At 63.6% G+C, this 24,301-nt stretch carries 25 protein-coding genes and 2 pseudogenes; 13 read left to right on the forward strand and 14 right to left on the reverse strand.

Features of this window, described 5'->3' with window-relative positions; all coding sequences use genetic code 11:
- The first annotated feature begins 393 nt into the window (after positions 1-393).
- The 6 genes from IF690_RS24955 to IF690_RS24980 all read left to right on the forward strand — a co-directional run bounded on the left by IF690_RS24955 (position 394) and on the right by IF690_RS24980 (position 3,556).
- The gene (locus IF690_RS24955; protein ID WP_202697775.1) at positions 394-690 is read left to right on the forward strand and encodes a DUF3077 domain-containing protein; all 297 of its coding nucleotides are present in this window, start codon (positions 394-396) and stop codon (positions 688-690) included.
- 100 nt (positions 691-790) lie between these two features.
- Positions 791-1,093, forward strand: coding sequence for a type II toxin-antitoxin system HigB family toxin (locus tag IF690_RS24960; RefSeq protein WP_202697776.1), 303 nt, complete (start codon positions 791-793; stop codon positions 1,091-1,093).
- A 5-nt stretch (positions 1,094-1,098) separates the two neighbouring features.
- On the forward strand, positions 1,099-1,470 hold the full coding sequence (locus IF690_RS24965) for a helix-turn-helix domain-containing protein (RefSeq protein ID WP_202697777.1): 372 nt from the start codon (positions 1,099-1,101) through the stop codon (positions 1,468-1,470).
- 97 nt (positions 1,471-1,567) lie between these two features.
- Complete coding sequence (locus IF690_RS24970; protein WP_252189513.1) at positions 1,568-2,068, forward strand: GyrI-like domain-containing protein; 501 nt, start codon at positions 1,568-1,570, stop codon at positions 2,066-2,068.
- Positions 2,069-2,176: 108 nt separating this feature from the next.
- Positions 2,177-2,893, forward strand: coding sequence for a purine nucleoside phosphorylase YfiH/LACC1 family protein (locus IF690_RS24975; protein ID WP_202697778.1), 717 nt, complete (start codon positions 2,177-2,179; stop codon positions 2,891-2,893).
- Positions 2,894-2,974: 81 nt separating this feature from the next.
- Positions 2,975-3,556 carry a hypothetical protein gene (locus IF690_RS24980; protein ID WP_252189514.1) on the forward strand — a complete coding sequence of 194 codons (582 nt, stop codon included), beginning with the start codon at positions 2,975-2,977 and terminating at the stop codon, positions 3,554-3,556.
- Between the two features lie 10 nt (positions 3,557-3,566).
- Here IF690_RS24980 and IF690_RS24985 read toward each other — a convergent pair whose 3' ends face one another.
- From IF690_RS24985 to IF690_RS25005, 5 genes and pseudogenes are all read right to left on the reverse strand, one after another.
- Positions 3,567-3,920 (reverse strand): gamma-glutamylcyclotransferase family protein, encoded by a 354-nt coding sequence (locus IF690_RS24985; protein ID WP_202697780.1) that lies wholly within the window; start codon positions 3,918-3,920, stop codon positions 3,567-3,569.
- 15 nt (positions 3,921-3,935) lie between these two features.
- Positions 3,936-5,030 carry a D-alanine--D-alanine ligase gene (gene ddlA, locus IF690_RS24990; RefSeq protein ID WP_202697781.1) on the reverse strand — a complete coding sequence of 365 codons (1,095 nt, stop codon included), beginning with the start codon at positions 5,028-5,030 and terminating at the stop codon, positions 3,936-3,938.
- A 46-nt stretch (positions 5,031-5,076) separates the two neighbouring features.
- Positions 5,077-5,556 (reverse strand): GNAT family N-acetyltransferase, encoded by a 480-nt coding sequence (locus IF690_RS24995; protein WP_202697782.1) that lies wholly within the window; start codon positions 5,554-5,556, stop codon positions 5,077-5,079.
- 50 nt (positions 5,557-5,606) lie between these two features.
- Positions 5,607-5,726: pseudogene (locus IF690_RS25000) on the reverse strand (lysine transporter LysE); the annotation flags it as partial.
- Positions 5,727-5,841: 115 nt separating this feature from the next.
- The gene (locus tag IF690_RS25005; protein ID WP_202697783.1) at positions 5,842-5,988 is read right to left on the reverse strand and encodes a helix-turn-helix domain-containing protein; all 147 of its coding nucleotides are present in this window, start codon (positions 5,986-5,988) and stop codon (positions 5,842-5,844) included.
- 61 nt (positions 5,989-6,049) lie between these two features.
- On the opposite strand from IF690_RS25005, the gene IF690_RS25010 reads away from it, so the two are divergent.
- From IF690_RS25010 to IF690_RS25020, 3 genes are all read left to right on the forward strand, one after another.
- Complete coding sequence (locus tag IF690_RS25010) at positions 6,050-6,391, forward strand: DUF190 domain-containing protein (protein WP_009050840.1); 342 nt, start codon at positions 6,050-6,052, stop codon at positions 6,389-6,391.
- A 67-nt stretch (positions 6,392-6,458) separates the two neighbouring features.
- Positions 6,459-7,268: an AraC family transcriptional regulator gene (locus IF690_RS25015; protein ID WP_202697784.1), complete on the forward strand. Its 810-nt coding sequence runs from the start codon at positions 6,459-6,461 to the stop codon at positions 7,266-7,268.
- A gap of 88 nt (positions 7,269-7,356) precedes the next feature.
- Positions 7,357-7,746, forward strand: coding sequence for a cupin domain-containing protein (locus IF690_RS25020; RefSeq protein ID WP_202697785.1), 390 nt, complete (start codon positions 7,357-7,359; stop codon positions 7,744-7,746).
- A 193-nt stretch (positions 7,747-7,939) separates the two neighbouring features.
- Here IF690_RS25020 and IF690_RS25025 read toward each other — a convergent pair whose 3' ends face one another.
- A complete protein-coding gene (locus IF690_RS25025; RefSeq protein ID WP_202697786.1) occupies positions 7,940-9,349 on the reverse strand; it encodes an MFS transporter in 1,410 nt (469 codons plus the stop codon).
- A 97-nt stretch (positions 9,350-9,446) separates the two neighbouring features.
- Between IF690_RS25025 and IF690_RS25030 the strand changes: the two genes are divergently transcribed.
- Positions 9,447-10,331: a LysR family transcriptional regulator gene (locus tag IF690_RS25030; RefSeq protein WP_202697787.1), complete on the forward strand. Its 885-nt coding sequence runs from the start codon at positions 9,447-9,449 to the stop codon at positions 10,329-10,331.
- Positions 10,332-10,459: 128 nt separating this feature from the next.
- Here the strand turns inward: IF690_RS25030 and IF690_RS25035 are convergent, their stop codons facing one another.
- Complete coding sequence (locus IF690_RS25035) at positions 10,460-11,071, reverse strand: flavin reductase family protein (protein WP_202697788.1); 612 nt, start codon at positions 11,069-11,071, stop codon at positions 10,460-10,462.
- 167 nt (positions 11,072-11,238) lie between these two features.
- Here IF690_RS25035 and IF690_RS25040 point away from each other — a divergent pair, with 167 nt between their 5' ends.
- Together IF690_RS25040 and IF690_RS25045 are read left to right on the forward strand one after the other, a co-directional pair.
- Positions 11,239-12,012: an SDR family oxidoreductase gene (locus IF690_RS25040; RefSeq protein ID WP_202697789.1), complete on the forward strand. Its 774-nt coding sequence runs from the start codon at positions 11,239-11,241 to the stop codon at positions 12,010-12,012.
- A 216-nt stretch (positions 12,013-12,228) separates the two neighbouring features.
- A complete protein-coding gene (locus IF690_RS25045) occupies positions 12,229-13,146 on the forward strand; it encodes a LysR family transcriptional regulator (RefSeq protein WP_202697790.1) in 918 nt (305 codons plus the stop codon).
- Positions 13,147-13,197: 51 nt separating this feature from the next.
- Here the strand turns inward: IF690_RS25045 and IF690_RS29390 are convergent, their stop codons facing one another.
- The 5 genes and pseudogenes from IF690_RS29390 to IF690_RS25065 form a co-directional block, all read right to left on the reverse strand.
- Complete coding sequence (locus IF690_RS29390; protein ID WP_231103282.1) at positions 13,198-13,629, reverse strand: methyl-accepting chemotaxis protein; 432 nt, start codon at positions 13,627-13,629, stop codon at positions 13,198-13,200.
- Positions 13,630-13,737: 108 nt separating this feature from the next.
- A pseudogene (locus IF690_RS29395) lies at positions 13,738-14,514 on the reverse strand (PAS domain-containing protein); the annotation flags it as partial.
- Between the two features lie 214 nt (positions 14,515-14,728).
- Positions 14,729-16,051 (reverse strand): OprO/OprP family phosphate-selective porin, encoded by a 1,323-nt coding sequence (locus tag IF690_RS25055; protein WP_202697792.1) that lies wholly within the window; start codon positions 16,049-16,051, stop codon positions 14,729-14,731.
- A gap of 320 nt (positions 16,052-16,371) precedes the next feature.
- Positions 16,372-17,328, reverse strand: coding sequence for a LysR family transcriptional regulator (locus tag IF690_RS25060; RefSeq protein WP_353844174.1), 957 nt, complete (start codon positions 17,326-17,328; stop codon positions 16,372-16,374).
- Positions 17,307-17,639 (reverse strand): DUF2790 domain-containing protein, encoded by a 333-nt coding sequence (locus IF690_RS25065; RefSeq protein WP_202697794.1) that lies wholly within the window; start codon positions 17,637-17,639, stop codon positions 17,307-17,309. The genes IF690_RS25060 and IF690_RS25065 overlap by 22 nt, the downstream gene beginning before the upstream one ends.
- Before the next feature lie 333 nt (positions 17,640-17,972).
- Between IF690_RS25065 and IF690_RS25070 the strand changes: the two genes are divergently transcribed.
- Positions 17,973-19,301, forward strand: a complete 1,329-nt coding sequence (locus IF690_RS25070; RefSeq protein ID WP_202697795.1) for an OprD family porin — start codon at positions 17,973-17,975, stop codon at positions 19,299-19,301.
- 960 nt (positions 19,302-20,261) lie between these two features.
- Here the strand turns inward: IF690_RS25070 and IF690_RS25075 are convergent.
- Entirely contained in the window at positions 20,262-20,720 is a 459-nt protein-coding gene (locus IF690_RS25075; protein WP_202697796.1) for an REP-associated tyrosine transposase, read from the reverse strand.
- Positions 20,721-21,111: 391 nt separating this feature from the next.
- Positions 21,112-24,276 carry an efflux RND transporter permease subunit gene (locus tag IF690_RS25080; RefSeq protein WP_202697797.1) on the reverse strand — a complete coding sequence of 1,055 codons (3,165 nt, stop codon included), beginning with the start codon at positions 24,274-24,276 and terminating at the stop codon, positions 21,112-21,114.
- Between the last annotated feature and the right edge of the window lie 25 nt (positions 24,277-24,301).

A 24,301-nucleotide genomic window follows, 5' to 3' on the forward strand; every position in this document is an offset into this window, starting at 1 on the left:
GCGCCAGAAAGATCGCCGCGCCCGTTCCGGTCGATCGCAGCCTTCGGCAGCGGCTACAGGATCCTTTATGGCTTCAAGAAATGCGCACATCCCCTAGTCACAGAATGTCGCAGTAACAGCGTTGCGACTCCATCTCTTCCAACCTATGGTTCGACCATCGCTGCAAAACCAGCGAACAGGCTTGGCGGCCTGATAGAATCGAGGCGCAAAAGCGCCCCCACCCTTGCAGGCGCTTTTTTTTGCGCCCGCATACCTGCGTTATGACGGGTTGCGTGGGAGAACCTTCGGGTTCGCCGGTTGCCTTGATTCCCGGTCCGCCAATCCTGCGTAACCCGTCACCCTGATCTGTTTGGCGGCAGACGGTGATGACTCTTCGAATCAAGGAGGTTCACCATGAAACACACCCTCAATCCGTCCCCTTCCTCCCTGCACACCCTCGGCGAAATAACCTTTGCCAATTGTGGCGAAGGCAAACGCCCGCTGCTGCGGGTCAACGCCGACGTGCCCCTGGCCGATGCCCTGGAACACGCCTCGCTGCTGCTACATCTGGCAAAACAGTTGACCCTGGATGCGGCCATGGAACCGCAGGCGGACCGCTATGCTTGGGCGGCACATTACCTGGGTGAGATGGGTAAAGCGGTGATGGATGATGTGCACACCGCGATGACAGCAGGCACTGATCGACACTGAGCAACACCTGCGGGACAGGCAGCCTCGATGGCTGTCCGTCCATCGCTTTCCTTTCTCACTCCCTTGCTTCAGTCCCAGGACGGGACTAGGATTTCGAGCCATGAGGATTATCGCCGTCAGTCATTTGAAGACGTTCTGGGAACAGCACCCGGATGTCGAACAACCGCTTCTGGCCTGGATCGATGAAGCGCGCAATGCCAGCTGGTCCACCCCGGCGCAGATAAAGGATCAGTTTTGCAGCGCGAGCATTCTTAAAAGCCGTCGCGTGGTGTTCAACATCAAAGGCAATGACTACCGCCTGGTAGTCGCCGTGGCTTACCGCTTTGGCGCCCTCTACATCAAGTTCGTTGGCACTCACCAGCAGTACGATGCCATCGACGCCGACCGCGTTGAAATGGAGTAACGAGCATGCAGATTCGCCCCATTCACACCGACCAGGATTACCGCGCGGCACTCAAGCAGGTGTCGGTGCTGTTCGATAACGAGCCAGAACCCGGCAGCGCCGAAGGCGACTACTTCGACGTGATGATCACCCTGATCGAAGCCTATGAAGCCAAGCAGTTCCCCATCGACCTGCCCAACCCGATCGATGCCATCAAGTTCCGCATGGAGCAATCGGGCCTGTCGGCCGCCGACCTGGCCCCGGCCATCGGCCGAACCAACCGGGTCTACGAAGTCCTCAACGGCAAACGCGCCCTGACCCTGCCAATGATCTGGAAACTGCACCAGTTGTTCGGCATCCCCGCCGAGAGCCTGATCAAGCCAGTGAAATCGGTCTGAGCGGTTCTATCCGCTGCCGCCTTGTCAGCCTCCCCATGCCCTCGTCGCCCATGAGGGCACTTTCATGTGAACGCCATACCGCAGCGGATTCCGCCCCATGACAGGTCCGGACATTCTCCACGCGTGGTCAGCAAAGGCGCCGCAGACGCCGGTGCGAGTGACGCTGGCGGCGCAGCGCATCATCGGCATGGCCTGGCAGCAGGATGAGCAGGGCTCGATTGCCGAGCTGTGGCAGCGCTTCGAGCCACGGGAGCAGGAGATCCAGCGCCTGGCCGAACCGGTCGGCACTTACGGTATTTGCCAGCCCTTGAGCGACGGCCAGTGGCGTTACGTCGCCGGGCTGCCGGTCAGCGCCGAGGCGCCCTTGGTGGAAGGCATGGTGGAACTGGAAATCCCCGCCCGCCAGTACGCCCGGGTCGAGCATCGGGGCACAGAGCTGACCCTCCCGGAAACCTTCCGCTCCGCCTACAGCGAAGGGCTGCCGGCCGCCGGGATGCGGGCCGATGAAGGGGTGGAATTCGAGTACGCCGGGGAGCGCTTTTTCGGGCCGATGCACCCGGACAGCATGGTCGAACGCTATATCCCGCTGAAAAACTGATGCCTCGATCGGACAGGCAGCCGACCAGATGACAGGTTGCTGTCAGCAAAAGGACTCATGATCCCGCTATGCTCTGTAGCTAATCCACCGCAACAGAGCGAAGGTCCGATGAGTTTCCAGGCGCCCGTGTTGAAGCAGATACCAGGCATCCGTCACGAGTTTTCTCGGATCGGGGCACCACTGCCTGCCAACCTGTTCTTCTGCTCCCAGGCCCACACCGGCGAGGTGGTCGAGGCCAGCACCACGTTGCCGAGCGGCATCATCCGCGGCGACGCGGTGTTCACCCGTACCGGCCGGCCTATAGCCGTGATGACAGCCGATTGCCTGCCGCTGCTGATCAGCAGTGAAGACGCCTCGTGGGTCGCCGCGGTCCATGCCGGCTGGAAAGGCCTGCACGGCGGCATCATCGACAACGTGCTGCAACACTTCGCCGCCAAGGGCATCGCCGCCCATCAGTTGCGCGTGGCGTTCGGCCCCTCGATCAAGCCTTGCTGCTACGAAGTCAGCCCGGAGTTCATCGACACCCTGTCGGCCACCCAGGGCCACCTGTGGCCAGAGGAGCAGGCCCCCTGGAGCCACCAACGCCCCACGCCCCGGTTGCCGCCAGAAATTGCCCCGCCACCCCCGACCCGGCCGGACTCGCTGTGGTTCGACCTGAGCGGCTATGCGCTGCACCTGTTGCACGCGGCGGGCATCACCCATGAACAAGTCGAACACTGCGAGCACTGCACCTACTGTTCCAGCCCGACCCTGGCCAGCTATCGCCGGCGCGGCCACCGGGGCGAGGAAAAATCCTTTCAGTATTCCTGGATAGGGCGTGCCTGAAACCGCACTTTCAGATGTATCGCGATAGTTCTTTGGCGCCGCACCGGGTTAATCTTGCGCCCCCGCAGACCCAACAAAGGAATGATCGTGTCTGACCAGTGCTATGCCCCGCCTCAAACCGAGCTGGCCGCTGCCAGCGATGTGCAGCGCCCTTTCTACGTAGTGTCCAAGACCAAGTTCATGAGCTTGTTCATGCTGACCTTCGGCCTCTACCTGCTGTACTGGGCCTACAAGAACTGGCAGCAGTTCAAGCAGGCCAGCGGGCAACCCCTGTGGCCCATCGCCCGGGCCATGCTCATGCTGTTCTACACCCACGCGCTGTACCGCAAAGCCAACACCCTGATCAAGAAAAGCGGCCGCCGCCATGACTGGCTGCCGTGGGATCTGGCTTCGCAGTTCGTGGTGATACTGCTGATCAGCCATGGCATCGATGGCATGTCCAGAAGGAACCCCGACAGCTTGTCGCTGGATATCGCCAGCCTGGCGCTGTTGCCAATCCAGGCGCTGGTGACCTTCAAGGGCCAGCGCGGCCTCAACGCAGCCGCCGGTGACCCTCTGGGCGAAAGCAACGCCCGGTTCACCCCGCTCAACTATGTGTTCATGGCCATCGGGGCAACGCTGTGGAGCACGATGCTGTACCACATGGCGACGACCATGAACTGAGCCCGGCGCCTCACACGCTCACATACACCCACGCCTCGATCCCGGACTGCAGCACCACGCTTACGCGCTTGTAGTCCGCCACCTCGTAGCTGTCCGCCGCGGCCAGCTCCTGTGGGGTGATGCGAAACACCGTCCCCGGGATAGACGTGCTGGCCGCGCTGCCCGGGCGCAGGATCGGGTGATGGGTCTTGCCGCTGCTGGCCAGCACCTCGGGGTCGGTGATCTCCACCCAGTCCTGTTCATAACCCGGCAGCGCGTCCGCGCTCCCCTGCAGTTCACGCCCGAAATTGGCCAACTGCACGGCCTTGTCCTGCAAGGTGCCGTAGGAAAACAGATACTCCGACGCGTCGCTGGCAACGCTCATTTTTCGCTCCTCGACTCAGCGGCTGATTTTCAACGCCTGGCGCGCCACATGCCGCTCCAGCGCCAGCTCGATCAAGCGGCTGACCAGTTCGCTGTAGGTCATGCCCGCGGCCTGCCACAGCTTCGGATACATGCTGATGCGGGTGAAGCCGGGCAGCGAATTGATCTCGTTGATCAGCACTTCGCCGCCCTGGGCCAGGAACACATCGACCCGCGCCAACCCCGAACAGCCCAGCACCTGGAACGCCTCGACGGCCAGGGCGCGAATGCGCTCGCTGACTTCCTCGCTGAGGTCCGCCGGCACCACCACCTGGGCCGCCTGGTCATCGATGTATTTGCTGTCGTAGGAATAAAAGCCGCTACCAACCACGATTTCCCCGCAACCGCTGGCGATCGGCTGGTCGTTGCCCAGCACCGCGCATTCGATCTCGCGCCCACTGACCGCCGATTCCACCAGGACCTTTTCATCGAAGCCCAGTGCCAACTCGATGGCCGCGTTGTATTGCGCTTCGCTGGTGACCTTGCTCACGCCCACGGATGAGCCCTGGTTCGCCGGTTTGACGAACATCGGCAGGCCCAATTTGCTTTGTGCCTGGGCAAAGTCGGTGCGCGCCGCGGTGACTCGGTTCAGGGTGATAAAGGGCGTCACCGCCAGGCCGGCATCGCGCAGCAGGCGCTTGCTGATGTCCTTGTCCATGCACACCGCCGAACCCAGCACGTCGGAACCCACGAACGGCAGGTCGGCCATGCGCAGCAGGCCTTGCAGGCAGCCGTCTTCGCCCAGGGTGCCGTGGACGATGGGGAAAATCACATCGACGTGGCCCAGCAGTTCCTGGCTGGAAGTTTCCAGCAGTTGCTGGCTGGCCTTGCCCGGCACCACCGCCAGTTCGCGGTTGGACTGGTTGAGGGCGATCAGCGCCGGATTTTCCTGGTTGATCAGGAAATTCGAAGTGTCGTTGAGGTGCCAGTGGCCGTTCTTGTCGATGCCGATCAGCACCGGCTCGAAGCGCTCGCGATCCAGCGCATCGACGATGTTGCGCGCCGATTGCAGCGACACTTCGTGTTCGGCCGAACGGCCACCAAAAATAATCCCGACCCGCAGCTTGCTCATGGTTTGTTCCCGTTAAAAAAGTGGTTCAGTGCTTGTATCGGACCGCTCAAGCCGGCTGATGTCGCAGGTGAATCAGCGCCACCCGCTGATTCTGTTTGTTGCGGCGCTCTTCGATGGCGAACGGCACGAACCCGAGCTTCGGATACAGCAGCAGGCCCGCCACGTTGTCATTGAAGCAGGAAAGGGTCACCTGCGCGGCCTGGTGCCTGTCCCGGGCGATGCGCAGCATCTCGCCGATCAGCTGCCCGGCGACGCCGGCGCCGCGGGCCTCGGGATCGACGATGAGGTTGCCGATGGTGCAGGTGCCGTGGGTTTCCCACCGGTAGAAGTTGGCGAAACCCAGTACCTGGCCGTCTCGCTCGATCACTGTCGAATCGGAGCGCTGGGCGATGGAGTCGCGCAGTTGCTCATGGGTCAGCGGCCAGTTGGCCGCCGGGAAAAAGAAAAACAACTCGTCGGGATTACCGGCAAAACCGCAGATCCGTGGAATATCCCGATCCTGCACGGGGCGAAAAGTGAAGCTCATGTCCTGTCTCCTGACCCTGAAAAATCCATGGCGTGCGCCCGGCCCCGGTTTCAGCGCTTGGCCACCAGAGGGGCGCCGAACAGCAGGTAGCAACTGCCGGCAAAGCGGTCCAGCCATTTGCGCGAACGACTATAGACGCCAGCCATCCGGCTGCTGGCGAAGAACAGCGCGGCGGTCATGCCATGGTGAGGCGAACAGCTGGCGGCCAAAGCAGCGGGCCAGCATGCAGCCAATGCTCGAGCGCCATGACACAGATCGTCTTTGTCGCGTTCAGGGAGGCCGACGCTACTCCACCTCGGGCTCATGGATCAACAGGTCGCCCGGCTGACACTCCAGGTATGGGCAGACCGCGTCCAGGGTCGCGAGCCGCAGGCCCTTGGACTTGACCTTGCGCCGGGCCAGTCTCCCACCCGGCTGAATGACCATGGACATAGCGCCTCCCGCCCTGCCCCGGGACTATGCTGAAAGTAATGGAGGCCATTGGAGAACACTCATGAACGGTTTCCTGGTGATTTTCTTCACCCAGCAAAATCGCCGCTATCACGGCAAGATGGTCGGTGACTGGCTCGTCGACCTGGCCAATGAGCTGGGCCTGCGCGGTGCCACCATGAGCACCGCCATCGAAGGTTTCGGCCACACCGGCCGGCTGCACTCCGCGCACTTTTTCGAGCTCGCCGACCAACCCATCGAGGTCCGCCTGGCACTCACCGAAGAGGAATCAGCCCGGCTGTTCGAACGCCTGGAGGACGAGGACATCGCGCTGTTCTACATCAAGACGCCGATCGAGTTCGGCACCCTTGGCAAAGAGGCCAAGAAAGCGGACGCGGGCGGCTGACGCGCTGAAGACAGGTGCGCCCTCCTGGGTTACCGTACGGGCCTGACGTTGTGTCGAGGACAACTCCATGGGCAAGCCCGCCCCCCGTAAAGACTGGGTCCACCGCGCGCCTTCCACCCAAGGGCTGGAGCGTATCGAGGCGTTTTTCGCCGGCCATGGCTACGACCTGCACCGCCACGACACCTACGCCATCGGTCGCACGCTGTCGGGGGTGCAGAGCTTCCAGTACCGCGGCGGCTGGCGCCACAACCTGCCGGGCGGGACCATGGTGCTGCACCCGGATGAGGTCCACGACGGCGAAGCCGGTACCCAGGATGGCTTCCATTACCGCATGCTTTATATCGAGCCGGCGCTGATCCAGCAGGTCCTCGGCGGCCAGCCGCTGCCCTTCATCAAGAACGGCCTGTCCACCGACCCACGTTTGTTCGCCGCCACCGATACCTTGCTGCGCAGCATGGAAAGCCCGCTGGACCCGCTGGAACAGGAAGACGCGCTGTTCGATCTGGCCCAAGCGCTGAATGCCGTTTCAGGCGTTTCCCGGCCGACACAGCGTTTTGACTATCAGGCCGCGGAGCGCACGCGGGAATATATGCACAGCGCCCTGGACCAGAACATCACCCTCGACGAACTGGCCACCCACAGCGGCCGCGACCGCTGGAGCCTGTCGCGGGACTTTCGCCTGCTGTTCGGCACCAGCCCTTATCGCTACCTGACCATGCGTCGCCTGGACCTGGTCAGGGCCCTGCTGCTGCAAGGCCAGTCGCTGGTCAGCGCGGCGCTGCTGGCCGGCTTTACCGACCAGAGCCACATGACCCGGCAATTTCGCAAGACCTATGGCCTGCCGCCGGCCCGCTGGCTGAAAATGCACGACCGCTGAACGCCGCCCGGCACGCACAATCGTACAAGAGCCGCAGCCCCACGCTGGTTACCGTAGAGGCCCGATCACCTCTTTACGGAGCCGCACCATGAACCCAGCCAGCACCGCGCCCATCCCCTACCAGAGCCTGAACTTCGCCTACAAACTCGGCCTGATCACCGAGCACTGGCAACCCCGCGTCATCGCCGAAATGAACGACTACCAATTCAAGCTGGTGAAGCTGCAAGGGGACTTCATCTGGCACGACCACCCGGACACCGACGAGACTTTTATCGTTCTCGAAGGCCAGTTGCGCATCGACTTTGCCGACGGCCAGGTAACGATCAACCAGGGCGAGATGTTTGTCGTGCCCAAGGGTGTGAAACACAAGCCGTACGCCGAGCAGGAGGTCAAGCTGCTGCTGATCGAACCCAAGGGCGTGCGCAACACCGGCGAAGAAGGCGGCGAACGCACGGCGGCCAATGATGTGTGGATCTGAGTTGCCCCGGGGTTGAGCCTCTGTAGCCGCTGCCGAGCGAAGCGAGGCTGCGATCGGCAGCGCAGCGGCCGTAAAGGCGGACAATACGTTCCTCAAGGCAAACCGCATACGCAGGTTTGGCGAGGACTGCGTCCTCGTTCGCAGCCTCGCTTCGCTCGGCAGCGGCTACAGGTGCACCGTCATCGGCTGCCCCTCAGCCGCGCTCGGCGGTTGCCGCCAGGCCCTCGGAGCCAGACGCCGGCACCCGCAAACGCAAGGCCAGCAGCGCCCCCAGCAGGGCGAGCAAGGCGCTGGCGCCCACCGCCTGTTCGATGCCGGCCGCCTGCGAGCCACCCAGCCCGGCATTGGCCAGGGACACCAGCAGCGCCAGCCCCAGCGCTCCGCCGATCTGCTGGCTGGTGGAGGCCATGCCCGCCGCCACGCCCTGCTCGCCCGGGGCAATACCCTGGCCAGCCGAGACCCACATGGCGGTCCAGGTCATGCCCTGGCCGATGCTCAGCACCACGATGCCCGGCATCAGGCTCCAGAACCCCGCCCCGTCGGGCAGCGCCACATACACCCCGCCGATGCCCAGCGCGCCCAGGAGCAGACCGCTGACCAGGGTCGCCCGCAGCCCGAAGCGCAGCAACGAACGTTCGGCCAGCCAGATGCCCACGGTGCACAGCAGCGTTGCCGGCAGAAACGCCACGCCGCTTTGCAGCACGCTGTAGCCGTAGACCTGCTGGAAGTACAACGCGAGGAAGTAGTACTGCACGCCGAAGCTGCTCATGAACAGGGCGGTAAGGAACATCGCCAGGCGCAGCTCGCGATGGGCCAGCAGGCGCAGCGGCATCAGCGGGTCGTGGCCACGCCGTTCGATCCAGACGAACACACCGAGCAGGAACAGCGCCAGCGCCCCGCAACCCAGGGTCGCCGGCGCGCTCGAGCCCCATTCCGGGCCCTGGACAATGGCGAACACCAGCAGCGTGCCGCCCACCGTCACGGTCAAGGCGCCGCTGAGGTCGAAGCGCCGGCCACGCTCCCGCTGGCCATCGGCCGCAATCCAGCGCCGGGCCAACAGGGCACAGGCGCCAGCCAGGGGGACGTTGACCAGGAACACCGCTTCCCAGCCCCACCATTGGGTCAACACGCCCCCCAGCAGCGCGCCCAGGGCCAGGCCCGCCGCCGAGGCCGCGCTCCACACCGCGAACGCCCGGTTGCGCGCCGGCCCTTCGGGGTAATGGCTGTTGATCAGCGCCAGTGTCGCCGGGAACAGCATGGCCCCGCCGACACCCTGCACCGCCCGCGCCAGCACCAGCAGCAGCGCGCTGCCACCCAGGCCGCCGGCCAGCGAGGCCAGGGCGTACAGGCTTTGCCCGACGATGTAGAAACGGCGTTTGCCCAGCAGGTCGGCCGCCCGGCCGCCCAGCAGCAGAAAGCCGCCGAAGGCCACGCTGTAGGCGCTGACCACCCATTGCAGCTGTTGCGCAGAAAAACCCAGGTGGCTGCCGATCTCCGGCAAGGCGACGAAGACGATGGTCGCGTCCAGGGCAATGATCAGCTGCGCGCTGGCCAGCAGGAGCAGCATCCAGCCGGATGGCCGGGCTGAAGAGGTGGCGGGCATCGTGTCGAATCCTTGCGTGAGAGAGAGGACCCTCAGTTTCTTTGATGCCAATAAGATGATAAATACCGTCACTGCTCTTTCAGTGATGACTTTAATCATGGATCTGAACGCCGTTCGTTTGCTGGTCCGGGTCGCCGAGACCCGCAGCTTCACCCGTGCCGCCGGCGATCTGCGGCTGACCCAGTCCGGCCTGTCGCGGGCCATCTCGCGCCTGGAACAGCAACTGGGCGTGCGCCTGCTGCAACGCAACACCCGCAGCGTCAGCCTGACCCCGGACGGCCAGTTGCTGGTGGAGCGCGCCACACCGCTGCTGGCCGAACTGGCGCAGGCCGAACGCCTGCTGCTGGATCGCCGCGACTCACCTACCGGCCTGCTGAAGATCAGCACGCCGTCGCTGTTCGGACGCAAGGTGGTGATGCCGCTGATCGGTCGCCTGACCGAGCAATACCCGGACCTGAGCATCGAAGCGGTGATGACCGATCGCCTGGTGGACATCGTCGACGAAGGCTTCGACGCCATCCTGCGCACCGGCGAGATCCAGGACCAGCGCCTGATCGCCCGGCCCCTGGCGCCACTGCGCTGGGTCACAGTGGCCTCCCCGGCCTACCTGGCGCGCCATGGCACGCCGCGAACGGTGGAAGAACTGCAACGGCACAACTGCCTGACCGTGCGCAACCTGCGCAGCGGGCGCCTGGTGGACTGGCAGTTCATGCTCGACGGCAAGGTGCGCGATGTCAGCGTGCCCAGCCGGCTGATCTTCGACATCGGCGACGCGCTGGTGGACGGTGTGCTGGGAGGCTTCGGCATCGCCCAGCTGATGCACTTCGCCGTCGAGGACGCCCTCGCCGACGGTCGCCTGGTGCCGATCCTGCAAGCCTTTTCCGGGCGCAGCCGGGCGCTGTCGCTGGTCTACCCGCCATCGCGCCAGTACTCGCCCAAACTCAAGGTCTTCGCCGACGCCCTGAACACCGTCAACTGGTAAGCCGCGCCTGTAGCCGTTGCCGAGCAAAGCGAGGCTGCGATCGACTGCGCAGCAGGCGCCGCCCTTGAGTTCGCAAGAGATCCTGCGGACCTATCGCTGCCTTGCTTCGCGAGGCAGCGGCTACGGGGTTACATTCCTTGAGGGGATGGCAGGGTCTTGCCATCCAGCGAATCGCCAATCGTCAGGAAATGCCCGCCCGCCACATGGTGCAGGGTGCGCAAGGCATCGTGGCCGGTGAAATGCCAACGCCCCTCGCTGAACACCCGCTCATCGGCCTGGGCGGCGATCACTTCGGCGAGGAACAGGTCGTAGCGTTCATGGTTGTCCGGCTCCGGCAGCAGCCGGCATTCGAGCCAGGCCACGCAGCCATCGAGCAACGGTGCCTCGGCCCGCTCGCCGGCGAAGGTCGGCAGGCCATACAGCGCGAACTTGTCACGGCCCTGGCCGCGGCTCAGCTCCAGGCCCGAGGTGGAACCCACGGTCTGCACGATATCGACCTGGGCGGCGCACGGCACGTTGAGCACGAAGGTGCCGGCGGCTTCCAGCAACTGGCGGGTCCAGGTGGATTTATCGAGCACCACCGCGACTTTCGGCGGCTCGAAATCCAGCGGCATGGCCCAGGCCGCGGCCATGATGTTGCGCTGGCCGCCATGGGCGGCGCTGACCAGCACGGTCGGCCCGTGGTTGAGCAGACGATAGGCCTTGGCCAGGGAAACCGGGCGACGATGGGACGCGCTCATGGGTAAGGCTCCAGGGAAAAAGAGTCGATTGTAGCGACATCCCGGTACTGGGCAGCCGTCGGGATTGGGCATTTTTCCTGGACAATCCATCCAGATTGACCGGGCTTATCCCTGACTCGCGGCTGCTTAGACTGGGCCTTCACCTCACAGGCTGAAGGAGCTTTTCCATGGCAGACCATTCTCTGAAAAACAAGGTCGCACTGATCGCCGGCGGCGCGAAGAACCTGGGCGGCCTGATCGCCCGGGACCTGGCCACCCATGGCGCGAAGGCCATCGCCGTGCATTACAACAGCAGCGCCAGCAAGGCCGACGCCGAGCAGACCGTGGCGACGATCAAGAACCTGGGTGTCGACGCCCATGCCTGGCAGGCCGACCTGACCACCGCCGCGGCGGTGGAGCAACTCTTCAGCGACGCCAAGGCCCGTTTCGGCAAGATCGACATCGCCATCAACACCGTGGGCAAGGTCCTGAAAAAACCCATCGTCGAGATCAGCGAAACCGAGTACGACGACATGTTCGCGGTCAACGCCAAGAGCGCGTTCTTCTTTATCAAGGAAGCCGGCAAACACCTGGAGAACCACGGCAAGCTGGTGACGCTGGTGACCTCGCTGCTCGGCGCCTACACGCCGTTCTATGCCGCCTACGGCGGGGCCAAGGCCCCAGTGGAACACTTCACCCGCGCCGCCTCCAAGGAGTTCGGCGCCCGCGGCATCTCGGTGACCGCCGTGGGTCCGGGACCGATGGACACGCCGTTCTTCTACCCGGCCGAAGGCGCGGACGCCGTGGCTTACCACAAGACCGCCGCGGCGTTGTCCGGCTTCAGCAAGACCGGCCTGACCGACATCGAAGACGTGGTGCCCTTCATCCGTCATCTGGTCACCGATGGCTGGTGGATCACCGGCCAGACCCTGCTGATCAACGGCGGCTACACCACCAAGTGAGGCCCGGCCTTCTGATCGACGGCTGTCATCGACCCGAGTAATCCGCCAAGGGGCGAGGTAGATTGGCGTTTGGAAAAGATCGCCATCAGGTGCGAGATGATTCTGTAGGAGCGAGGCTTGCCCGCGATTGCAATCTGCCTGACACACCGCCATCGCGGGCAAGCCACGCTCCTACAAAAGACGCGCGCACCACCAGCTTCGGAAGCACGCCCCTCCATGGATAAACTCGAGCAGTACCGTGTGTTCATCCAGGTGGCTGAAATGGGCAGTTTCATCAAGGCCGCGCACACCCTTGAACTGCCCCGGGCCACTGTGTCGGCAGCCGTACAGCAACTGGAAACCGCCCTCGCCACGCGCCTGTTGCACCGCACCACGCGCCAGGTGCAACTGACCGCCGACGGCGCCATCCTGCTGGAGCGCGCACGCCTGTTGCTGAGCGATGCGGTGGAACTCGAGCAGCTGTTTCACACCCGTCAGCTGGACGTTTGCGGCCGGCTCAATGTCGACGTGCCCAGCCGGATCGCCCGGCGCCTGATCGCCCCCGCCCTGCCCGAGCTTTTCGCCAGCTACCCCAGCCTGAAACTGGCCCTGGGCTCCACCGACCGCTCCATCGACCTGGTGCAGGAGGGTGTGGATTGCGCGATCCGCGTCGGCACCCTGCGCGACAGCAGCCTGATCGTCCGGCACCTGGGCCACCTGGCCCTGATCAATTGCGCCAGCCCCGCCTACCTGGCGGAGCACGGCCAGCCACAGACCCCGGGCGACCTGGCCGATGGTCACTGGATGATCGGCTACGGCTCCCCCAGCACGGGCCGCGAACAGCCCTGGGAATACCTGGCCGAAGGTCACGAGTTGGAGTTGAACCTGCCCAGCCGGGTGATCGTCAACAACGCCGAAAACTACATCGCCTGCTGCCGGGCCGGGCTGGGGCTGATCCAGATCCCGCGCTTCGACGTGCAGTACCTGCTCGACAGCGGCGAACTGGTGGAAGTCCTGCCCGGTTTTCGCCCCGCGTCCATGGCGATCTCCGCGCTCTATCCCAATCGCAACCATCGCTCGCGTCGGTTGAACGCCTTTATCGAATGGTTCGAAACCCTGGTCGCGCCCCATCTCGAAAACGACGGGCAGGGCTGATAGCTGCCCCGCCCGGTCATGAGGCCCACAACGGCCGAGGCAGCCGGAACATCAGTTGGACAATTGGTTGGCGAACTGGCCGACGGCGCTTACCACCTTCTGCGCGCCGTCCTGGATCTCGACGATCACCGTACCGGCTTCGGCGGCCAGGGCCAGGCCCTGCTCGGCCTGGGCCTTGCCATCGGTCATCAGCGCCACGGCCTCGCGCGCCATGTCCTGGTTCTGCCGCACCACGCCGACGATTTCGTCGGTGGCCTTGCTGGTGCGCGAGGCCAGTTGCCGGACTTCGTCGGCCACCACGGCAAAGCCGCGCCCCTGCTCACCGGCGCGCGCCGCTTCGATGGCCGCGTTGAGTGCCAGCAGGTTGGTCTGCTCGGCGATGCCGCTGATGGTCTTGACGATGGTGCCGATCACCAGCGACTGCTCGTTCAGCGCCTCGATGCCCTCACCGGCCTGCTGCATGTGCTTGGCCAGGTCACGCATCACGTTCACCGCCTCGGTCACCACGCTGGTGCCGCGCTGGGCGCTGTTGTCGGTTTGCAGCGAGGTGCTGTAGGCGATGTTCGCCGCCTCGGCGACTGCCTGCTCCTGGTTCACCTGGTCGGTGATCACGGTGGCGAACTTCACCACCTTGTAGAGCCGGTTGTTGGCATCGACCACCGGGTTGTAGGAGGCCTCGAGCCAGACCACGCGGCCGTAGCTGTCGATGCGCTTGAACCGCCCGGCGACGAACTCGCCGGCGTTCAGGCGCTTCCAGAACGCCTGGTACTCCGCACTGTTGTATTCCTCCGGTTCGCAGAAGGTGCGGTGATGCTTGCCCTGGATTTGCGCCAGGCTGTAGCCCATGGCGTTGAGGAAACGCTCGTTGGCCGTCAGCACGTTGCCGTTGAGGTCGAACTCGATCACCGCCGTGGAACGGACCAGCGCGCCGATCAGGTTCTCGTGCTCGCGAGACGCTTCGATGGTGCGGGTCAGGTCGCTGGAGTAAATCGAAAAATGTTTGATCCGCCCCTGGGAATCGCGGACCGGCTGGGAGATCGAGCGCAGCCAGGCTTCCTGGCCGTTGCCGCGCAGCAGGCGTACCGCGCCGGCAAAGTGTTCGCCACGGGTCAGCGTCGCCTTGAAACGGTGGTGGAACTCATCGCTCTTGACGTGGGCCGGCACAATGTCCTCGATGTGGCGGCCGACCAGTTCGCTGCCCCTGTAGAGCATTTCCTGGTTGAAGTTGCCGTTGGCCGACAGAATGCGTCCACCAGGATCGAGAATCAGCACCAGCATTTCGCTGTCGAGACTGTCCTTCACTTGCTGGAGGCTCGAGAGTTCTTCGCGTAGAGCCATCAGCTCTTGCTTCAAGATTTTGTTGAACATGGGATGCACCGGTGAAGGAGTTTTCAAGAACGACTTAGCGTCTCCATCGGCATTGGCGAAGTTTTCTGGAGGTCCCGCCGACCGGCGTCAGCGAAAATATTCTCGCCCCTCGAATCGGCGCTGAGCGCCAGCGGGGCGGAGCACTTGCGGCAACGTCCTCGCGAGCGCTTGCGCGAAGACGCTGCCCTTCGTCAAAGGCGTCCTGGCAAAGGCTCTAGAACTGGTATTGCATACGCATGACCAGGCCGTTGCCGGTGTCGTCGCCCACCGCGTTGCTGAGGTTATCGGTGCGCGCCTTGACGTAGTTGGCGCTGAGTTTCAGGGCTTCGTTGGCGTACCAGTTGACCCCCAGGGTATGAGTCTTGCCCTCAGTATCGCCGACCTGGCGCGTAGCGCTGCTGACCACCACATTGTCGTCCTCGACGTTGATCGAGTCGTAGCGATAGAACAGCTCCCAGGCGCCCCACTGCTTGTTCTGCGGCTTGATGGTGTCGAACCTGGCGCCGTCCAGTTTGTAGATCCGCGGCTCGCCCGTCAGGGTATAAGCCAATTGCGCATAATAACCGGAGGCCTTTATGTCGCTTTGTGCGGTGTCGGCCTTGAGCGTCCGGCGCAGGTATTCCGCCTGAACCGAGAACGCATCCACGGCCCAGGCCCCTTCGACGCCCCAGACCGAATCGTCCGTCCACAGCCCCTGCTGCGCCGTGCTACCGCCAAACACCGCGCGATTGCCGTTGCTGCCGGCGCTGTTGCCGCCATTGGTCTCCACGCCGCGCATGCCCATGCGCGAACGGATACGGGTATCGACGGCGGCATCCTTGAGGTCGCGATAAGCATATTGGGCACCGACATGCAGCACGTTGCCGGATTCATGCAGCGGGGCGAACACCCCCCGCAGGTTGTAGCGCTTGACGCTATCGCCATCGGTGTCGTTGTTGTTTTCGCTGAACACACTGCCGGACAGATACGCCATGCCGCCCACCACGCCATTGGCCTGCACGCCCATGCCGCTGTTGTCGTTGATCCACTCCGCCAGGTCATAGGACAGATTGCGCTCCATCGCAGTGACCCACTTGGAGCTGGTGGCCTTTTCCAGGCCGAAGTCGGTATAGAAGCGCCCCACTTTCAGGTTCAACGGGTTGAAGCCGGTATAGGTCAGGCTGCCCTCGTCGAAATAGCCGGTACTGTCGTTGCCCACGTTACGGGAAAGGTCGTAGTTGATCTGATACTTCCAGTCCCGGTAGAGCGTGCCGCCCAACTCCAGGTAGGCCCGGCGAAAGTACGCCGCATCCGCGGAGTTGCCGTTGCGTGTGTAGTAACCATCGAAGGTGCCGTAGTCCGCCTGCACGCGGCCGCCCAATTTGAAACTGAACGCCTTGTCCGTGGTCGACAGTTCCAGGCCGCCCTTGGTCTTCAACACTATATCGGCCCCATCGGTGGTCACTGTGCCGGCCTGGGCCGTCCCGGACAGGGTCGCGCCGAGCAAACCCAAGGCAATACCGTTCCCCAACCCTATATAGAGCTTTTTAATAAACATTCGAGACTCCCGATTTGGCTTTTAGTGTGGCGGCAACCTGCAACCAGCAACTTCAGCGGATGGATCAGGTTGACCGTGGGCGATCCTGGGAATCCGACATGACACTTTTTGTTTATTAAAAAGATAATTCGATGACAACTAAGCCGGTCTCGACTTCGTAGCGGGCGCAGCGCTTGAAAACACGGGTTTGCTGGAAAAACATCCCGCTTCTCGCTATCCGTCGCGCAGATGTCAGAAACATTTCAACTTTTGAAAACGGTGGATAAAACCAGCCTTCGGGTGCCGGCCGCCGCCCCCAGAAAAACGCCCCGGGCACGGGGTCAGAACCACTCCTGGCGCGCGTCGAACGCCTGGCGAATCAGCGTCACGATGGCCTGTACCTCAGGGCGCCCGGCCGCCAGCGCATGGGTGCTCAACCAGGCGTTGCGCTGCATCTGCTGCGGGAACAGCGCCGGAAGCGCCAGCAGGTTGCTGTCCAGGGAAGTGATGTAGGCAGGCAGCACGCCGATGCAGGCACCGCGCCTGATCATTTCCAGCGCCAGTTCATGGGTATGCACCTGCGCCACGCCGGCCGGTCGCTGGCGGACCAGTTGGTTCCAGGGTTCCAGCGCCGCGACGTTCAGGTACTCGCGCACCTGTACCAGCATGTAGTCGTCCAGGTGCCTGGCCTGGCTGGGCAAGGCCGCCACTCGCCAATAGCGCTTGGCCACGCAGGCCTGATAGCCGATCCGGGCCAGGGCGAATGGCGCGGTGGTGGCGAAGCCGGGATCGGGCCGCGGGCTTCCGGGTTCGGCGAGCCAGAGCATGATGTCCGCCGGGCGCGCGCAGGCGTGGGGAGCGCTGGAGATTTCCAGATCCAGGCGCACGGTCGCATTGCGCCGTACAAAGGCCAGCAGGTCGCGCAGGACAAGGTCGTGCAACAGGGCGTCAGCCGCCAGCAGGCGCACCACGGGCACTGCCGCGCGGCCGGATTTGGGTAATTCAGGGACTTGCCGTTGCGCCGCCAACAGTGTCTGCAGTCGCTGGCCCTTGAGGGTCAGGCGCAAGACGTTCTGCCGGTAGACAAACAGCGGACCACCGAGGCGCTCCTCCAATAGCCGCAACTGCTTGCGCAACACTGTCACGCGGGTATTCAGGCTGCGCGCTGCCTGTTTGAAGCACGCGCAGCGAGCACTGGTCAGAAAATACTCAACGACATCTCGATCGATCGATCCGGGGTCCAATGCTCGCGATTCATCGCACATAGGCAGCCCGTTCAACTGCCGTTGGTACGGCATACCCCCAGCACGCTGTACTCGATGGTGTTGAGCTTGCCCGCCGAGTCCTCATAGGTCATGCGCGATGGCACGATATCGCAGGACTTGATCGGCGGTGTGACGTTGACCACCTTCTTGATATCCAGCTCCTTCTCGTAGGTGTAGTCCTCGACGACGGGCGCCTCCTTGCCCCGCTTCGCCGCATAAGCCGCCATGGCCCGCTCGTTTTCCTTCATGGCCCGCTCGAAGGTGCGGTCGCCACCGCCCTCGGCCATGGCCAGGGACGACATGGAAAGTACCAGGGCGGCAATACTCAATTTAAATAGTTTCATGACTCTTTCCTCGCTGTGGTTAGTTGCAACGAGGATAACCAGCAGACCCTGTCAGGAAGATCACGCCTACATTACTTATATGTAATAAACCCAATATCTGTTCCTGGACACGAACAAAGCCTATATAAAACAAGGCCTGCGACCATTAATCGAAACAACTTCACACTGATAATCTTGCAGAATTGTAATAACCGGGTCACCTCCGCGTTATCTGTTGTTTGCAACTATCGGCATTGACTCCAACCGTTAGCCAGACGATTCGCGAGTACAACTAACAAGAACGCCTCAGGCGACATAACAGCTGATAGCTGCCCATATCCAGGAGCAAACAACATGCGTACCCATACCCGCTTGTCCCTGTCCGTGTTTTCCGCGGTACTGGGGCTCGGCCCATTGGCCGTGAACGCTGCAGAAGAAAAACCCGAAGGCTTTATCGAGGGCAGCAGCCTCAACGTGCTGGCCCGCAATTTCTACTTCAACCGCGACGACCGCAAAGGCCAGTCCAGCCCCACCGGCAACGGCTACTCGGAAGCCTGGGCCCAGGCCCTGATCGGCAAGTTCGAGTCCGGCTTCACCCAGGGCACGGTCGGCTTCGGCCTCGACGCCTTTGTCATGTACGGCCTCAAGCTCGATTCGGGTGGCGGCCGCAGCGGTGGGCGCGGCTCATTCGGCATGCTGCCGGTGGACAGCGACAACCAGCCGGCCGACAACTACAGCAAGGTCGGCGGCGCGGCGAAAATGCGCCTGCTCGACACCGTGATCAAGGTCGGCGACGTCTTCCCGAAAACCCCGGTGGTGCACTACGGCGACTCGCGCCTGCTGCCGGAGAGCTTTCGCGGGGCCACCTTCGAGAACACCAGCATCGACGGCCTGAACCTCCAGGGCGGGCGCCTGCACAGCATGAGCCAGCCCGATAGCAGCAGCCTGCGCGACGGCTTCGCCACCTTCTATGCCGGCAAGGTCGATTCGCCCTGGGTCGCCTACTTCGGCGGCGACTACAGCCCAAACAAACACCTCAGTTTCAGCCTCTACAGCAGCCGCCTGAAGGACGCCTGGGACCAGTACTACTTCGGCACCGCGGCCACCTGGCCGATCTCCGACCAGTTCTCGCTGTTCGCCGGGTTCAACTATTACAAGGCGGTGGACGAGGGCAAGAAGCTGCTCGGCGAGTTCGACAACAACATCTGGAGCGCCAAGGTCGGCGCCACTTATGGCGCCCACACCCTGTCGCTGTCGCACCAGCGCAACAACGGTGACGACGACTTCGACTACCTGCGCCAGTCGGACTCGATCTTCCTCGACAACTCGATCCAGTACAGCGACTTCAACTCGCCGAAGGAACGCTCGTGGATGGTCCGCTATGACCTCGACATGGAGACCTTCGGCATTCCCGGCCTGTCGTTCATGACCCGCTACGGCAAAGGCAGCGACGCCGACTACAGCAACGCCAACGCGGTGTACATGCGCCGTGATGCGGACGGCAACCCGCTGACCGACCAGCGCCGCTGGGAGCGCGATATCGAAGCCAGGTACGTGGTGCAGGGCGGCGCCCTCAAGGACCTGTCGCTGCGCATCCGCCAGGCCACCGTGCGCTCCAGCAGCTTCGAGTCCGACCTGGAGGAGTTCCGCCTGATCGTCGAATACCCGCTGGCCATTCTTTAACCCCTTGCGCCGGGCGGGTGCGAGGCCCGCCCGACGTTAAAACTTCTTCACAGACGCCCATCTTTCAGAACTGTAATATCGCCCTCACCTTCTCGTCAGGTTGGCCTTCGTATACTTGCCCCATGCCCGAGCCGACAGCACTTCGCCAGCGGCCGGCCACTTGCGGGAGATCATGTCTTGAAGCCTGCCCACCTGACTCCGCCTGGCCAGCCCGGCGCGCTCCCCAGCGATAACGGCAGCGAACGCGCCAGGCATGCCCTGGAACAATTCTGGCTCGGCCAGCAACAGTACAACGACGAAAAGAACCACAACGGCGCAACCCACGCCGCCCCTCACGGAACCACAGGGCCCCAGGCATGCACAGCCTCCCGCTGACGCCGGCCCACCCCGAGCACATTCATCTCTGAAGCGTTTTTTCGAATGCTCCTTTGGAAAGAGATGAATTTTTAGCGTCCCGCATGGGGCGCTTTTTTTTGCCCCGACGCCCCCCCCGGAGCCCGGTCACGCCGTCGATGTAGCCGCTGCCGAAGGCTGCGATGGTCCGGGCCACGCTGGTCGAAGGACCTCCTGCGCGTCCAAGAGCAGCGCCCGCTGCGCGGTCGATCGCAGCCTCGCAGGCTCGGCAGCGGCTACAGGGGAATAGCCCCAATGGGCCCGGTCACGCAGTCGGTGTAGCCGCTGCCGAAGGCTGCGACAGGTCCGAAGGACCTCCTGCGCGCCCAAGAGCGGCGCCCGCTTCGCGGTCGATCGCAGCCTCGCAGGCTCGGCAGCGGCTACAGGGAATAACCCGATAGTTCGGTACACGCGATCGGTGTAGCCGCTGCCGAAGGCTGCGACAGGTCCGAAGGACCTCCTGCGCGCCCAAGAGCAGCGCCCGCTTCGCGGTCGATCGCAGCCTCGCAGGCTCGGCAGCGGCTACAGGGGAATAGCCCCAATGGGCCCGGTCACGCAGCGACGACATCAAAGCCAGATGGCATCCCAGAGGGGATAGTCGCCGGGACGTTGAACAAGCCCTGCTCGTACCGGGTTGAGAATGATGTAGCGGGTGATGGCCTTCAGGTCTTCTTCCTTGCGCAGAGCGTGATCGTGATACCCCTTCTGCCAAAGACGGCCCTGACTGCCGAGGTGTGAATTGATCCGCGTGCCGCTTCTGGATTTGAAACGGCACATCACCTCTCCCAGGGATCTGTCTCGCAGTTCAAATAGCCAGTGAATGTGGTCAGGCATGACAACCCAGGCTAATGAGCGCACGTGATCGGCTTCGTGGACTTGCTTGAGCTGATCAACCACCAGGCGGCCAACACGGAAGTCGCGAAACAAGGGGCGCCGTTGGTGAGTCACGACGGTAATCGAGTAGACACGGCCAGCTTCCGATACCCGTCCTTTGAGTAGCCGGTAGCCATTGGAGTGGACAAGCATTCCTTTGCTCTCCATACAGGTCATCTACCTCAATCTAGCCGCTCATGCTTTTGCTTGCGGGAGCACTCTTTCAGCAGATGTTTCCAGATCCCTGTAGCCGCTGCCGAAGGACCTCCTGCGCGCCAAGAGCAGCGCCCGCTGCGCGGTCGATCGCAGCCTCGCGGTACTCGGCAGCGGCTACAGGGTGCAACCCGCTAGTTCGATGCACGCAATCGATGTAGCCGCTGCCGAAGGCTGCGATAGGTCCGAAGGACCTCCTGCGAGTTCAAGAGCAGCGCCTGCTTCGCGGTCGATCGCAGCCTTGCGGTGCTCGGCAGCGACTACAGGGGCCACATGAACAAAACCCCGCCTGCGCATCACGCAGGCGGGGTTGGGCGAAGCCGATCGCGGGTCAGTCGTTCAGCAGGTCTTGCAGCTCCTGCTCTTCTTCCTTGCGGTGCGCCCAGTGGTACAGCGCCGGCAGTACCAGCAGGGTCAGGGCGGTGGAGGAGATGATGCCGCCGATGACCACGGTGGCCAGCGGCCGTTGCACTTCGGCGCCGGTGCCGGTGGCCAGGGCCATGGGGATGAACCCCAGGGACGCCACCAGCGCGGTCATCAGCACCGGGCGCAGGCGGGTCAGCGCGCCTTCGTTGACTGCCGCCGCGAGCATCCGCCCTTCTTCGCGCAGGTTGCGGATAAAGGCGATCATCACCAGGCCGTTGAGCACCGCCACCCCCGACAATGCGATGAAGCCCACCCCCGCCGAGATCGACAGCGGGATGTCGCGCAGCCACAGGGCCATGATCCCGCCGGTCAGGGCGAAGGGAATCCCGGTGAACACCAGCAGCCCGTCCTTGAGGTTGTTGAACATCATGAACAACAAGCCGAATACCAGCAGCAGCGCCACCGGCACCACGATCTCCAGGCGCTTGGAGGCTTCCTGCAACTGTTCGAACTGCCCCCCCCAGGTGATCCAGTAGCCGGTCGGGATCTTCACCTGGTCGCCGATGGCCCGGGTCGCCTCTTCGACGAAGGAGCCCATGTCGCGGCCGCGCACGTTGGCGCTGACGATCACCAGGCGCTTGCCGTTCTCGCGGCTGACTTGCGCCGGACCGAGCACCAGGTCGACGCTGGCGACTTCCGACAGGGCGATGAAACCCAGCTGCCCGTTGACGCTGCCCGCGGCCGCCGCCACCGGAATCAGCAGGCGCGACAGCCCGTCGATATCGGTGCGCTGGGCATCGGACATGCGCACCAGCATGTCGAAGCGCCGGTCGCCCTCGTACAGGATGCCTGCCTTGCGCCCGCCCACGGCAATCGCCACGGCGTCCTGCACATCGCCGACGTTGAGGCCGAAACGCGCCGCCTTGTCGCGATCGACATTCACCGTCAGCACCGGCAGGCCGGTGGTCTGCTGCACCTTCACTTCGGCGGCGCCGTCGACCCTCTGCAAGGTCTGCGAAATCTCTTCGGCAGTCTTGTTCAGCAGCGCCATGTCATCGCCGAAGACCTTCACCGCGACATCGCTGCGCACCCCGGAAATCAGTTCGTTGAAGCGCAGCTGGATCGGTTGCGACAGCTCGTAGACGTTGCCTGGCAGGCTGTTGCCGACCCGTTCGATGTCGGCAATGATCGCCTCGCGCGACTTGCCCGGGTCTGGCCATTGCTCCTTGGGCTTGAGCATCAGGTAGGCATCGGAGATGTTCGGCGGCATCACGTCCGAGGCGATCTCGGCAGTGCCGGTGCGGGCGAATACCCGCTCGATTTCCGGGATCTGCGCCAGCAGGGTTTTCTCCAGGGTCTTCTGCATTTCCACCGACTGGGTAAGGCTGGCGTCGGGCACGCGCATTGCCTGCTGGGCGAAGTCGCCTTCGCTGAGGCTGGGGATGAATTCACTGCCCATGCGGCTGGCCACCAGGCCCGAAACCAGCACGCTGAGGAAGGCCAGGGCAAAGGCCAGGGCACGATGGCTGATCACCCAGCGCAGCACCGGCTCGTAGCCACGGCGGGCGCCGCGCATGACGAAGTTTTCTTCCTCCTTGACCTTGCCGGTGACGAACAGCGCGATCGCCGCCGGGACGAAAGTCACCGAGAGGATCATCGCTCCCAAAAGGGCTATCACCACGGTGAAGGCCATCGGGTGGAACATCTTCCCGGCCACCCCGGACAGGGCAAAGATCGGCAGGTACACCACCATGATGATCAGTTGCCCGTAGATCAGCGCCCGGCGTGCCTCCTTGGCCGCGGCGAAGACTTCGTGCAGGCGCTCGGAACGGGTGAGCATGCGCCCGTGGTGCTGCTGGGCATGGGCCAGGCGGCGGATGGCGTTCTCGACGATGACCACCGCGCCGTCGACGATGATCCCGAAGTCCAGCGCGCCGAGGCTCATCAGGTTGGCGCTGACCTTGTTGGTGAACATGCCGGTGAAGGTGAACAGCATGGCCAGCGGAATCACCATGGCGGTGATCAGCGCGGCGCGGATATTGCCCAGGAACAAAAACAGAATGGCGATGACCAGCAGCGCACCTTCGATGAGGTTTTTCTTCACCGTGGCCACGGCCTTGTCCACCAGGTTGGTGCGGTCGTACACGGTGACTGCGGTCACGCCCTTGGGCAGCGAGCGATTGATCTCGGCGAGTTTCTCCGCCACCACCCGGGACACCGTGCGGCTGTTTTCCCCCACCAGCATGAACACCGTACCCAGCACCACTTCGCGGCCGTTCTCGGTGGCCGCACCGGTGCGCAGCTCACGGCCGATGTCCACGGTAGCCACGTTGCTGACGCGGATCGGCGTGCCGTCCACGGTGTTGATCACGATGTTGGCGATGTCCTCGATGGACTTGACCTGCCCCGGCGCGCGGATCAGTAACTGCTGGCCGTTGCGCTCGATATAACCGGCGCCGACGTTGGCGTTGTTGCGCTCCAGGGCGGTCATCAGGTCGCCCAGGGTCAGGTTATAGGCCGCCAGGCGCCTGGGGTCCGGAGCGATCTGATAGAGCTTGGCGAAGCCGCCGATGGTGTTGATCTCCGCCACCCCCGGCACGTTGCGCAGTTGCGGGGCGATGACCCAGTCCTGGATCACCCGCAGATCGGTCGGCGTATAGGCCGTGCCGTCTTCCTTGAGCGCGCCCGGCTCGGCTTCCACCGTCCAGAAGAAGATCTCGCCGAGGCCCGTGGAGATCGGCCCCATGCTCGCCTCCACGCCTTCGGGCAGCTGTTCGCGGGCCACTTGCAGGCGCTCGTTGACCAGTTGCCGGGCAAAGTACAGGTCGGTGCCTTCCTTGAAGATCACCGTCACCTGGGACAGGCCCGAGCGCGAGGTCGAGCGGGTCTGCTCCAGGCCCGGCAGGCCGGCCATGGCCACTTCCACCGGATAGGTGATGCGCTGTTCGGTTTCCAGCGGCGAGTAGCCGGGCATGCTGGCGTTGACCTGGACCTGGACGTTGGTGATGTCCGGCACCGCGTCGATCGGCAGTTTCTGGTAGCTGCCGATGCCCACGGCGGCCATCAGCAGCACCGCCAGCAGGACAATGATGCGCTGCTCGATGGCGAATTGAATGATGCGTTCAAACATGGGAAGTCGCTCTCCAGGGAAACAC

This window comes from Pseudomonas sp. SK3(2021), from assembly GCF_016772375.1.
Taxonomy (GTDB): domain Bacteria; phylum Pseudomonadota; class Gammaproteobacteria; order Pseudomonadales; family Pseudomonadaceae; genus Aquipseudomonas; species Aquipseudomonas chlororaphis_I.